We start from the raw sequence: 12632 nt of genomic DNA on the forward strand, positions 1-12632 counted from the left end.
CCGTCGGGGGGGGGGGGGGGGGGGCCCCCCCCCCCCCCCCCCCCGACCGAAGGAGCATCATGAGCGCGTCGACGGCGACAGCCCCCGCCATCCCCACCCGCAAGGAACCCCGACGACGACATCGCGGCGATCGCCGTCCCATCCGCCAGCACTGGGCGGAGCGGGTGGCACCGTACATCTACATCGCGCCGTTCTTCGTCATCTTCATCGTCTTCGGGCTCTTCCCGCTGCTGTTCACGTTCTACGTGGCGCTGTTCGACTGGAACCCGATCGGTGAGCAGACCTTCGTCGGCCTCGCGAACTTCGAGCGGCTGCTCCAGGACGGCCGCTTCTGGAACGCGCTCGTCAACACGTTCGGGATCTTCCTGATCTCCACGATCCCGCAGCTGCTCCTCGCCCTGGGACTCGCCCACCTGCTGAACCATGCAGCCCTGAAGATGGCGAACTTCTTCCGGATGGCGCTCCTGGTGCCCTACATCACCTCGGTGGCGGCGACCGCGATCGTCTTCGCGCAGATCTTCGACAAGAACTTCGGACTGATCAACTGGGTGCTCGGGTCCCTGGGCCTGCCGGCGGTCAACTTCCTGTCCTCGCAGGTCGGATCCTGGATCGTCATCTCCTCGATGGTGATGTGGAGGTGGTTCGGCTACAACACCCTCCTGTACCTCGCCGGTCTCCAGGCGATCCCGCGCGAGATCTACGAGGCGGCATCCGTGGACGGAGCCAGCGGATGGCAGCAGTTCATCCACTTGACGATCCCGTCGCTGCGGCCCATCATCATCTTCACGGTCGTCATGTCGACGATCGGCGGTCTGCAGATCTTCACCGAGCCCCTGCTCGTCTCGCCCGAATCCGGCCTGACGTGCGGCGGCGGACGACAGTGCCAGACCCTCGCGCTCTTCCTCTACGAGCAGGGCTTCGGCCAGTTCTCGTTCGGCTACGGATCCGCGATCGGCGTCGCCCTGTTCGTCATCGTCGTCGTCGTCGCCGCGCTCAACTTCTTCCTGTCCACCCGCACCCGGAAGGCACGCTGATGTCCGATCCGATCGACACCGCGATCCCGCAGGCGCTGCAGGAGATCGACGGGGCACCCCGCCCCGGGAAGAAGAAGCGCGGAGGCGGCCGGGTGGGCCGCGTGCGCTGGCCCGTCTACCTGATGCTCGGCATCGCCGTGCTCATCAGCGTCTTCCCGCTGTACTACATGTTCGTCATCGCCTCGGCGGGCGCCTCGGCGGTGACCTCGGTCCCGCCGCGACTGTACCCGGGTCTGAACTTCTTCGACATCGCTGCGAAGGTGTTCGACACCGTGCCGTTCTTCCAGTCGTTGATGAACAGCGTGATCGTCTCGCTCACGATCGCCGTCGTCGCGTCGCTGCTGTGCGCGCTGGCGGGGTTCGCGTTCGCCAAGCTCGAATTCCCCGGTCGCAACGTGCTCTTCCTGATCGTCATCCTGACGATGACCGTTCCCGCGCAGCTGAGCGTCATCCCGCAGTACCTCATCATCTCGGCGCTGGACTGGGTCGACACCCTGCAGGCGATCATCGTCCCGGGTCTCGCGAGCGCCTTCGGCATCTTCTGGATGCGTCAGCACATGTCGACCACGCTGAACGACGAGCTCATGCACGCCGCCCGCATCGACGGCGCCAACAGCTGGCAGATCTTCTGGCGTATCGGCCTGCCCGTCGTGCGGCCGGCCGTGTTCGTGCTCGGGCTCATCACCTTCACGAGCGTCTGGAACGACTTCATGTGGCCGTTCATCGTGCTGAAGTCGCCCGAGCTGTTCACGGTGCAGATCGCGCTGAAGCAGCTGCAGGCCAACCGGACGATCGACCTGGCACTGTCCATGGGCGGCTCGTTCCTGGCGACGCTGCCGCTCCTCATCGTGTTCTTCTTCGTCGGGCGTCGCATGGTCGCCGGCATCATGGACGGGGCGTTCAAGGGCTGATGGGCACGCACGCGATCGCCGCCGGCACGGACCGGTGGCGCGACACGACGCGGAGTGCGCGCGAGCGCGCGGAACTGCTCGTGGCGGAGCTCACGCTCGAGGAGAAGGCCGCGCAGCTGGGCTCGGTCTGGCTCACGGATGCCGCGGACGACTTCGCCCCTCGGCTCGACGACGATCGGGCGGGCACCCCGGCCGATCTCTTCACGGGAGGACTGGGGCAGCTCACGCGTGTGTTCGGCACCGAGCCGATCACGGTGTCCGAGGGCGTCCGGCGCCTGCGCGAGCTCCAGGCGCGTGTCGTCGACGGACAACGACTGGGCATCCCCGCCTTCGCCCACGAGGAGTGCCTCACGGGTCTCGCGGCGTTCGGCGCCACGGCCTACCCGACCCCGCTCGCCTGGGCCGCGACCTTCGACGAGGACCTCGTGCGCCGGATGGCGCGCCGGATCGGCGAGGACATGCGGGCCCTCGGCATCCATCAGGGGCTCGCCCCCGTCGTCGACGTCGTGAAGGACTACCGCTGGGGGAGGGTCGAGGAGACCCTCGGCGAAGACCCGTACCTCGTCGGCCAGCTCGGCGCGGCGTACGTGTCGGGCCTGGAGAGCGCGGGGATCGTGGCCACCCTCAAGCACTTCGCGGGATACGCCGCCTCGCGCGGCGCCCGCAACCACGCTCCGGTGAGCATGGGCCCGCGCGAGTTCGCCGACACCGTGCTGCCGCCCTTCGAGACCGCGCTCCGCCTCGGCGGCGCACGGAGCGTCATGACCTCCTATACCGACGTCGACGGCGTCCCCAGCTCCGCGAACCGAGATCTGCTCGGCCGGATCCTGCGCGACGAGTGGGGCTTCGAGGGCACCGTCGTCGCGGACTACTGGGCGATCCCGTTCCTCGTCTCGATGCACCGCGTGGCGGGCGACTCGGATGCCGCGGGGGCGCTCGCGCTCGCCGCGGGGGTCGACGTGGAGCTGCCGCAGACGGTCGCCTACGCGGCCCTTCCCCGCCTCGTCCGGGAAGGGGTCGTCGAGGCCTCCGACCTCGACCGTGCGGTGGTGCGTCACCTGGAGCAGAAGATCGCCGCCGGTCTGCTCGACGGCGCACCGGTCGTCCCCGACGGGGCCGAGACGGTCGATCTCGACAGTGCGGCCAACCGGGCGTTGTCCGCGCGCATGGCCGAGGAGTCCGTGGTGCTGCTGCGCGACGACGACGTGCTCCCGCTGCCGGACTCCGCGAGCATCGCCCTGATCGGCCCCGCCGCGGAGGAGTACCGCAGCCTGCTGGGCTGCTACTCGTTCCCGAACCACGTGCTCTCCAAGCACCCCGGCCACGACCCCGGCATCGAGATCCCGACGGTCGAGGCGGCGATGCGCGCCGAGTTCCCGCACGCCCGGATCCGTCTGGAGCGCGGCTGCGAGATCGTCGGCGGCGACGACAGCGGCATCCCCGCCGCGGTCGAGCTCGCCCGCCGGAGCGATCTCGCCGTCCTCGTCGTGGGCGACGTGGCGGGCCTGTTCGGCGCCGGCACCTCGGGCGAAGGCTGCGACGCCCCCGACCTGCGGCTCCCGGGGCATCAGCACGAGCTCGTCACCGCGGTGCTGGGAACCGGTGTCCCCACGGTCCTCGTCGTCCTGTCCGGACGTCCGTACGCGCTGGGCGACTACGCGGCGGCGACGGGCATCGTGCAGGCGTTCTTCCCGGGCGCGGACGGCGCGGCGGCGGTCGCCGGCATCCTGTCGGGCCGTGTCTCGCCGAGCGGGCGCCTGCCGGTGCAGATCCCGCGCGCGCCGGGCGCGTCGACGACCTACCTGCAGCCTCCGCTCGGGCGGCACAACGCAGGCATCACGGTCGCCGATCCCAGCCCGCTCTACCCGTTCGGCTTCGGCATCACGCGCGGGCGGATCTCCTACGGGAGCATCGACGTCGCGGCGGCGGTTCCGACCGACGGCGACGTCGAGGTGTCCGCCGTCATCCGCAACGACGGCGAGGCGGCCGTGGAGGTCGTCCAGCTGTACGCCTCGTTCCCGGTCGGGGTCATCGTCCGCCCCGCGGTGCAGCTGGTCGGGTTCGCGCGTATCGAGGTCCCCGCCGGTGCCCGGCGACGCGTGCGGTTCGTCCTGCCGGCGGCGATGCTCGCGGCCACGGGTTCCGACGGCGTCCTCGCCGTCGAGCCGGGGGTCGTCGAGCTCGCCGTCGGACCGTCGTCCGCGCACCTCGACCGTTCGGCGCGCGTCGAGCTCACGGGGGAGCGGATCGCCCCGGCACGGCGAGCCCTGCGCACGCCGTGGAGCGTCGAGGACGCGCGGTGAGCACGCCGCCGCTGCGCGTCCTGGTGTGGGGCGAGAACCACCACGAGAAGCACCACGACATACCGCGGGCGCTCTATCCGGACACGATGCACGGGACGATCGCGGCGGGGCTCCGGGCGCTCCTCGGCCCCGACGCGGTGGTCGAGACCGCGACCCTCGACGACGACGAGCACGGGCTCACGCAGGAGCGCCTCGACCGCACCGACGTGCTCTTCTGGTGGGGTCACCTCCGCCACGACGCGGTGAGCGACCACGTGGTCGACCGGGTGCACCGCCAGGTCCTGAGCGGCATGGGACTGGTCGCCCTGCACTCCGCGCACTTCTCGAAGATCTTCATCCGCCTGATGGGCACGACCTGCGCGCTGCGCTGGCGGCAGGCGCAGGACCGGGAGCTCGTGTGGACGGTCGCCCCCGCGCACCCGATCGCCGAGGGCGTGCCGCAGCCCATCGTGATCCCCGCGCAGGAGATGTACGGGGAGTTCTTCGACGTCCCCGCCCCCGACGAGCTCGTCTTCGTGTCGAACTTCTCCGGCGGCGAGGTCTTCCGCTCCGGGATGACCTACACCCGCGGCCGGGGGCGCGTCTTCTACTTCTCGCCGGGAGACCAGGACTACCCCGTGTACCACCAGCCGGAGATCCAGCGCGTCCTCGCCAATGCGGCGCGCTGGGCCGGGAGCGATCGCCCCCGGGAGTTGCCGCACCTGGCGATGCACCGCGAGGGCGAGTTCGACATCCCACGGGAGTGGGACGGCGAGGTCCAGCGGTGACGGATCGGCGCGCGCGCGAGGTCGTCATCGTCGGTGCGGGCGGCATGGGCGGGGCCTGGATGGACACGGTCGTCCGACGCGACGACCTCCGGATCGCCGCCGTCGCGGACATCGTCCCCGACGCGGCCCGCGCCGCCGCCCGGGCGCGCGGACTCGACGTCCCGTGCGTGGCGACGGCGTCCGACGCGCTCGCCGCCGTCCACGCGGATCTCCTCATCAACGTCACGATCCCCCAGGCCCACCTCGACGTGTCCGCGACGGCCGTCCGGGCCGGCGTCCCGGTGCTGTCCGAGAAGCCGGTGACCCCCACCGTGGCCGAAGCCCTCGTGCTGGCGTCGCTCAGCGATGCGACGGGCGTCCTGGTGGCCACGAGCCAGTCGCGGCGGCACTCCGACGGCATCCGCGCGTTCCGCGACGCGCTCGCCGAGCTCGGCTCCGCGGAGCAGCTCGACGCCCGCTTCTTCCAGAATCCGCGGTTCGGCGGGTTCCGCGACGAGATGGCCTCGCCGCTGCTCGTCGACATGGCCATCCACACCTTCGACCAGGCCCGCTACCTGCTGGATGCCGAGCCGGAGTCGGTCTACTGCGAGGAGTTCTCGCCGAGCTGGAGCTGGTACCGCGGCGATGCGGCGGCGCAGGCCGTCTTCCGCTTTGCGGACGGGCGACGATTCGCCTACTCCGGGAGCTGGTGCGCAGACGGTCTGACGACCTCGTGGAACGGTCAGTGGCGCGGTACCGCTCCGGGCGGCTCCGCCGTCTGGGACGGCGAGGGCGAGGTCATCGCACAGCGAGCCGGGGACGAGCCCCGGGCGCGCCCCCTCCGGTCGGCGGCGGAGGGTCTGGACGCCGCACTCGACGAGTTCGTCGCCGCGCTCGACGGCGGGCCGCCGCCGTCCGGGGAGATCCACCGGAACGTGCACAGCCTCGCCATGGTCGAAGCCGCCGTGGATTCGTCCGCCTCCGGCCGGCCGGTTCGTCTGGACGACCTGTTCGAGGCTTCGCTCCTCCGGGCCGTCGCGCTGGCGCGCGGCCGGGGCGATGCGGACGCCGTCGCCGTCCTCGAGAGCGGCGGGTCCGTCTCGCGCGGAGACGGACCCGCGCGGCTCAGCTGAGGGCGAGCAGCCGCGTCCCGTGCGCGGGGACGGCGAGCTCGATCCAGCCCGCATCGATCCCCACGGGGCTGTCGTCCCAGACGTCGCGGCACGTCGCGGCGGCGTCGCAGCCCAGATCGTCGGTGTGGAGGCGCAGCGTCGTCGCCTCCTCGCCCAGCCAGAAGACCGCGCGGTAGGCCGTCTCGCCGAGCCGTGCGCTCCACACGACGAGGTTCCCGTCGCGGATGATCTCGTGTCCGTCGGTGCTGTCGCGCAGCGCGAGCACGTCGCGGTTCGTCAGCAGGGACAGCGTGTCCGCCGGGGTGTCCGGAAGGTGTCCGCCGAACATCAGCGGCGAACGCATCATCGACCAGAGAGTGGTGACCGTGCGCTGCTCCTCGATGCTCAGCCGGCTCAGCCGGTCCTCGCCGACGTGGCCCCGCACGCCGATCCGACCGAAGGGGAGCATGTCGGCGTCCGCCCAGGCCCCGGGGACCTGGTGCGGTGCCCACCGCGCCGCGCGCTGGAACTGCTCGAGGACCTGGCCCCAGTCGTCCCAGAAGTCGTCGGAGATGCGCCACATCTGCCCGGTCGCCCGGAGGGAGTCGAGATGCGCGAGCGACAGCTGCTTGCCCGGCGACAGGCTCAGCACCATGGGGCGGCCCGTGCGGTCGATGGCCCGCGAGACGGCGGCGATCTCGGCCGACTCCACCGGCGGGTAGAGGACGTCGTCGAGCTTGACGAAGTCGACCCCCCACTCGGCCAGCTGCGCGAAGACGGAGTCGTAGTACGCCTGGGCACCCGGCGCAGTCATGTCGACCCCGTAGTTGTCGGGGTTCCACACGCAGGTGTTCGCGCGATCGGCGATCGAGTCGCACGTCGCGGATGGCTCCCCGAGAATCGGCAGCGCCGCATCCGCCGCGGCCCGCGGCACTCCGCGCATCAGGTGCACGCCGAAGCGCAGGCCGAGCCCGTGGATCCGCTCGGCCAGCGGCGCGAACGAGCCCGTCCCGGCCGAGGACGGGAACCGCTCCGGTGCCGGGATCGGCCTGCCCCACGCGTCGAGCAGCGGGGTGGAGACGGTCTGGTAGTCGTGCGAGCCCGGGTCGAGCTCGTACCACTGGATGTCCACGACCACGGTGTCCCAGCCGAAGGGCAGCAGGTGCTCGGCCAGATACTCGGCGTTCGCGATCACTTCCTCCTCGGTCACGGACGAGCCGAAGCAGTCCCAGCTGTTCCAGCCCAGCGGCGGCCGTGCGGCCGCCAGACGGCGGGCGTCGATCATCATCGTCTCCTTGTCGAGGTCGAGGTCGAGGTCGTGGTCGTGGTCGTGGTCGTGGTGGAGCGGGGTCATGCGGTCGAGACCTCCTCGAGGTGGACGATCGCCGCACGATCCGGGTGGAAGGTCGGGAACTCGAGGCCCACGCGACCCAGCAGCGATCCGGACAGGACGGGAGCCGGTCCGTCGCCCTCCAAACCGGGGTTCTCGCGCAGCCATTCGGGAACCTGCCACGGCGGGCCCAGCGACTCGGGGGCCGAGGCGGTGACCCGGTATCGTGCATCGTCGCGCAGCCCGGCGAAGCGGACACGCGCGAGCGTGTCGGGGGTCACCGGCGGAGTGACGATCGTGAAGATGCCCTCGGCTCCGTCGGGCGCGACGACGCCGCGCACCTGCGGCGCTGTCGCGTCGAGCTCCCCGCCGCCGACGCTCCGGCCGGTGGCGATGAGTTCGCGGTGACGGCGGTACCGGGCGATCCACTCGGCGATCGTGGCGCGGTCGGCGTCATCGAGCTCGCGGATGTCCCACTCGATGCCGAAGTGTCCGAGGAAGGCGACGGCGCAGCGGAAGTCCAGCGCGTGTGTGCGTCCGGTCACACTCGAGACGGGGGAGGCGACGTGCGAGCCCATCATCTCCGGCGGGACGAGCAGCCCCGTCCAGCGGAGGATGTGGAAGCGGTCGCTCGGGTCGTGGCTGTCCGACGGGTGGATGCGGTCGGTGCGCTCCAGGATGCCGAGATCCACCCGGCCGCCGCCGGAGGCGCAGCTCTCGATCTCGAGGTCGGGGTGGCGGCGGCGAAGCTCGTCGAGGAGCGCGTAGAGCGCGAGGGTCTGCTCGTGCACCGCGGGCGTCCCGGTGGCGGGATGGCCGGCGGCGACGAGGTCGCGATTGTGGTCCCACTTCAGGTAGCTCACGCCGATCTCGCGGACGAGCGCGTCGAGCCGCTCCAGGATGTGGGCGAACGCCTCCGGGTTCGTCAGGTCGAGCACCTGCTGGAACCGGTACTGCGGCGGCAGCTCCGGCCCCGCGCGGAGGATCCAGTCGGGGTGCGCGCGGGCGAGATCCGAGTCCTCGTTGATCATCTCCGGCTCCACCCAGAGACCGAACTCCATCCCCAGAGCGCGCACCTCGTCCGCGAGCGGACGCAGGCCCTCCGGCCAGGCGATCGGGTCCGGCGTCCAGTCGCCGAGCCCCGCCCGATCGTCGGTCCGGCCGCGGAACCACCCGTCGTCCAGGACGTAGCGCTCGACGCCGAGGGCGGCGGCGCGGGCGGCCAGGTCGGACAGGACGGCACGATCGTGGTCGAAGTAGACGGCCTCCCAGACGTTCAGAGTGACCGGCCGGGCCCGGCGGGAGGACCGCGAGATTCCGCGCAGCCACGCGTGGAAGCGTCCCGAGGCCTCGTCGAGCCCGTCGCCGAAGGCGCCGGAGACCCACGGCCCGGTGTACTCCTGGCCGGATGCCAGCCGCACTTCGCCGGGCAGGAGCAGTTCGCCCCCGCGGAACGCGAGCGTCCCGTCTGCGCGCTCGACCGCGTGCTGATGGTTGCCGCTGAAGCCGACATGGCAGAGCCACGTCTCGCCGGCGTCCGCGGAGAACCCGGGTGTGCCGATCGCCTGCACGGTGGTGGCGTCGAGCCCCGTGCGCCCGCGGCGCGAGGAGCGGGCGTGCGTGCCGCGCACGACGGGGTGACGCTGCGGAATGCGCTCGTGCGCCCACCGGCCGCTGAAGTCGAGGATCTCGCTCGCCCGGGTGGGGATCGGCAGCATCACCGACACTTCCTGGACCTCGAGGGGCTCGACGGCCGACGAGAGGTTGCGGATGTGTCCACGAGAGCGGAGGAGTCCGCCGACCGAGAGATCGATCTCTAGCTCGACCTCGATCGCAGCGTCGAGATCGTGGGCGCGGGCCACGATGCGCCCCGCCCCGGCCGTCGTGACACCCGGAGGCAGCTCCTCGCCGTCGAGGGTGAGGGAGTGAAGGCGGAGGCGCGGGGCCCAGGCGGCTCCGCCGCGGTGCGCGCTCACTCCCGGCGTGCCGAACCACCCGCGAGCATGTTCGGGCAGTAATGACGGTGGATACGGGACATCCGACACGTCGTCCAGGCCCGGGCGGAACTCCGCGGCGACGAGACCGAGCAGATCTTCGTCGGAGCCGGTGACCGCTCGGCCCCAGTGGACGATCGCGGGCAGGCGGTCGTCGATCGCCGAGACGACGATCGACACCCCCTCGGCGGTGAGGTGGACGACGCGCATGAAGACATGCTCCTCTTCTGTGAATCGGTACGACGGAGTACTCTCTCAGAGATCGATCTCACCACACCGAAGGAGCTGTGCACAACATGATGTCTTCCTCTCTCCCGCTCGCTGCGGTCCGGCTGCTGCCGGGGACCTACGACCGGCGTCGGCGAGTCAACCGCGACTACCTCGCGGCGCTCGACGAGGACGCTCTCGTGCAGAATCACCGGATCGAGGCCGGCATCGGTGACCAGGGATGGCATCTGGCGCCGTCTTCGACGCCGGGCGTCGAGCGCGGCTGGGGTCGGCACTGGGGGTGGGAGACGCCGGGAGCGCAGCTGCGCGGGCACTTCCTCGGGCACTGGCTGTCGGCGACGGCCCGCGAGGTGGCGGTGACCGGGGACCCCGTGCTGCGCGGCAAGCTGGAGGTGGTGCTCGACGCGCTGGAGACCTGCCAGGACGGTGGCGACGGCTGGGTCTTCGGCATCCCGCCCGCCTACCTGCGCCGACTGGCGGAAGGGCGCGACGTGTGGGCGCCGCAGTACAACATCCACAAGACCCTCATGGGACTCGTCGACGTGTACCGCGATCTCGGCGACGAGCGTGCGCTCGGGATGGCCCGCCGGGCGTCGGAGGTCATCGCCGCCTGGGCGCGCGGCTTCGACGCCGCGGCGTTCCAGCAGATCCTCGAGGTGGAGACCGGCGGGATGCTGGAGGTGTGGGCCGACCTGCTCGAGGCCACCGGAGACGACATGTACCGCGACCTGCTGGAGCGGTACACGCACAGGTCCCTGTTCGACGGTCTCCTCGACGGGCGCGACATGCTGACCAACATGCACGCCAACACGACGATCCCGGAGATCCTCGGAGCCGCGCGCGCGTTCGAGGTGACCGGCGACGCCGCCTGGCGTCGAGTCGTGGAGGCGTACTGGGACTGGGCGGTGACCCGGCGCGGCACGTTCTGCACGGGCGGTCAGACCTCGGGGGAGATCTGGACGCCGCCCCACGCGTTCGCGAGCCGGCGGGGGCGCAAGACGCAGGAGCACTGCTCGGTCTACAACATGATCCGCCTCGCGGACGTCCTGTACCGGTGGACGGGCGAGGCGGGCTACCTCGACTACATCGAGGCGAACCTCGTCAACGGCATCCTCGCCCAGCAGCACCCGGGAACCGGGATGGTCGCCTACTTCCTCCCGCTCGAGAGCGGCGCGACCAAGGCCTGGGGCTCGCCGACGGAGGACTTCTGGTGCTGTCACGGCACCCTCGTCCAGGCCCACACCCGCCACGGCGCTCTCGCGCTCTACGCCGACGACGACGGCGCGGCGACGATCGCGCAGTACGTGCCCGTCCGAGCAGAGCTGTCGACGCCGACGGGGCCCGCGACGGTGCACGTGCGCGTCCTCGACGACGCGCGCTACGTCGGGCCCGACGCCAATGCCGGGCCCGGGGGTGACGCCCATCGGCCGCGCGCGCAGCGCATCTCGGTGGAGATCTCCGCCTCGGGCACCGTGCGGCTGCGCCTGCGGGTTCCCGCCTGGACCGTCGGCGAGCCCGACGTGCACGCGTCGATCCCGGTCGAGCGGATCGGCCGTTTCCTCGAGGTGCGGCACCCCGGCGGTGCGCACACGATCGAGGTCGCCTTCCCGTTCACGGTGCGCGCCGTCCCGATCCCCGACGAGCCGACCACGGTCGCCTTCGTGGAGGGCGCGACCGTGCTCGCGGGTCTCGTCGACCGGGAGATTTCGCTCGAGGGCGACCCCGCGGACGCGGCGGCGCTCCTGCGGCCCGACGACGAGCGCCAGTGGTCGCAGTGGCTCACGCGCTACCGCACCGCCGGGCAGCCGTTCTCGATCCGTCTCGTCCCGCTGCACGAGGTCGTCGACGAGCCGTACGCGGTCTACTTCCCCGTGCGCCCGCCTGCCGGGCTCTGACCTCCGGTCGATCCGCGGGCGACCAGCTCGGTCGGAAGCTCGACGACCCGATCGGTCAGCGTCTCGCCCGCGGCCATCTCGGCGAGCATGTGCACGGCGGCGGCGGCCATCTCGCGGATGGGCTGCCGGATCGTCGTCAGCGGGGGATGCAGCCACCGCGCGCCGCGGACGTCGTCGAACCCGACCACGAGCACGTCGCGCCCGACGGTGAGGCCCGCGTCCGCGATCGCGCGGTAGGCGCCCGCGGCCATCTCGTCGGAGCACGCGAACAGGCCGATGATGCCGTCCCCGCCGAGATCGTCGAGCGCTCGCGCACAGGCGCGACGTGCGTCCACCGCGGTCCAGTCCGCGTGGGTGCGGACGCGGGGGGCGCGCGGTGCCGAGCGCTCCAGGGCGGCCACGAAGCCGTCGATCCGCGCCCGCCCGTACCGGTACGACGGGATGCCGCCGATCAGGATGAATCGGCGCGCCCCCCGTGCGAGCAGGTGCTCGGCGGCGGCCTCGCCGCCCGCGGCGTCGGTGTTGCGCACGCTCGGGAGGCTGAGCGTCGACCCCGACGGCGGCTCCAGGAGGACGACCGGGATGCCCGCGCCCTGCATCACCTCCATCTGCGAGGTCGTCGGGACGATGAGGCCGAGCACGACCCCCGCCGTGCCGCGCGAGCGGGTGCGGACGGGCCAGTCGTCGGCCGGGTCATCCCGTTCGGCGGTGAGCACGAGGTCGTAGTCCAGCTCGGATGCCGCCGTGTGCGCCCCGGCGGTCACCTCGTCGGTGTACGGGTCGTGGAAGTGGCCGAGCACGAGGTCGAAGACGCGCGATGTGCCGCCGCGGGGGCGCCCGCGCGCATCTCCGGCGCGGGAGTAGTCGAGACCCTTCGCCGCGGCGAGCACCCGTGCCCGCGTCTCGGGCGCCATCTCCCCGCGGCCGCGCAGGGCTCGCGACGCCGTGGCCACGCTCACCCCGGCCGCGCCGGCCACGTCGGACAGGGTCGCACGGGTGCCGGCATCCATGTCCTCCATTTTGCGCAAGTTCCGGGACTCGTGTCCACCGCTGTGTCATCGTGAGGCCCGTCAGTCACC

General features: G+C 71.7%; 9 protein-coding genes. 6 read left to right on the forward strand and 3 right to left on the reverse strand.

Annotated elements, in window-relative coordinates:
- The first annotated feature begins 59 nt into the window (after positions 1-59).
- Genes WFI00_RS00785 through WFI00_RS00805 form a run of 5 tightly spaced genes read left to right on the forward strand, consistent with a single transcriptional unit; the run spans position 60 to position 6127 of the window.
- A complete protein-coding gene (locus WFI00_RS00785; RefSeq protein ID WP_336631337.1) occupies positions 60-1034 on the forward strand; it encodes a carbohydrate ABC transporter permease in 975 nt (324 codons plus the stop codon).
- Positions 1034-1945, forward strand: coding sequence for a carbohydrate ABC transporter permease (locus tag WFI00_RS00790; protein ID WP_336631336.1), 912 nt, complete (start codon positions 1034-1036; stop codon positions 1943-1945). The genes WFI00_RS00785 and WFI00_RS00790 overlap by 1 nt, the downstream gene beginning before the upstream one ends.
- Positions 1945-4248: a beta-glucosidase gene (locus tag WFI00_RS00795; protein WP_336631335.1), complete on the forward strand. Its 2304-nt coding sequence runs from the start codon at positions 1945-1947 to the stop codon at positions 4246-4248. The genes WFI00_RS00790 and WFI00_RS00795 overlap by 1 nt, the downstream gene beginning before the upstream one ends.
- Positions 4245-5015, forward strand: a complete 771-nt coding sequence (locus WFI00_RS00800; protein WP_336631334.1) for a ThuA domain-containing protein — start codon at positions 4245-4247, stop codon at positions 5013-5015. Before WFI00_RS00795 ends, WFI00_RS00800 begins: the two co-directional genes overlap by 4 nt.
- Positions 5012-6127 (forward strand): Gfo/Idh/MocA family protein, encoded by a 1116-nt coding sequence (locus WFI00_RS00805; protein ID WP_336631333.1) that lies wholly within the window; start codon positions 5012-5014, stop codon positions 6125-6127. The genes WFI00_RS00800 and WFI00_RS00805 overlap by 4 nt, the downstream gene beginning before the upstream one ends.
- Here WFI00_RS00805 and WFI00_RS00810 read toward each other — a convergent pair.
- Both WFI00_RS00810 and WFI00_RS00815 read right to left on the reverse strand, forming a co-directional pair.
- Positions 6120-7460 (reverse strand): glycoside hydrolase family 27 protein, encoded by a 1341-nt coding sequence (locus tag WFI00_RS00810; protein ID WP_336631332.1) that lies wholly within the window; start codon positions 7458-7460, stop codon positions 6120-6122. The genes WFI00_RS00805 and WFI00_RS00810 overlap by 8 nt on opposite strands.
- Positions 7457-9640: an alpha-galactosidase gene (locus WFI00_RS00815; RefSeq protein ID WP_336631331.1), complete on the reverse strand. Its 2184-nt coding sequence runs from the start codon at positions 9638-9640 to the stop codon at positions 7457-7459. Before WFI00_RS00815 ends, WFI00_RS00810 begins: the two co-directional genes overlap by 4 nt.
- Positions 9641-9726: 86 nt before the next feature.
- Between WFI00_RS00815 and WFI00_RS00820 the strand changes: the two genes are divergently transcribed.
- Positions 9727-11553, forward strand: a complete 1827-nt coding sequence (locus WFI00_RS00820) for a beta-L-arabinofuranosidase domain-containing protein (protein ID WP_336631330.1) — start codon at positions 9727-9729, stop codon at positions 11551-11553.
- Here WFI00_RS00820 and WFI00_RS00825 read toward each other — a convergent pair.
- Positions 11520-12563, reverse strand: a complete 1044-nt coding sequence (locus tag WFI00_RS00825; protein ID WP_336631329.1) for a LacI family DNA-binding transcriptional regulator — start codon at positions 12561-12563, stop codon at positions 11520-11522. The genes WFI00_RS00820 and WFI00_RS00825 overlap by 34 nt on opposite strands.
- Positions 12564-12632 lie beyond the last annotated feature (69 nt).

The organism is Microbacterium sp. MMO-56 (assembly GCF_037146215.1).
Taxonomy (GTDB): Bacteria; Actinomycetota; Actinomycetes; order Actinomycetales; family Microbacteriaceae; genus Microbacterium.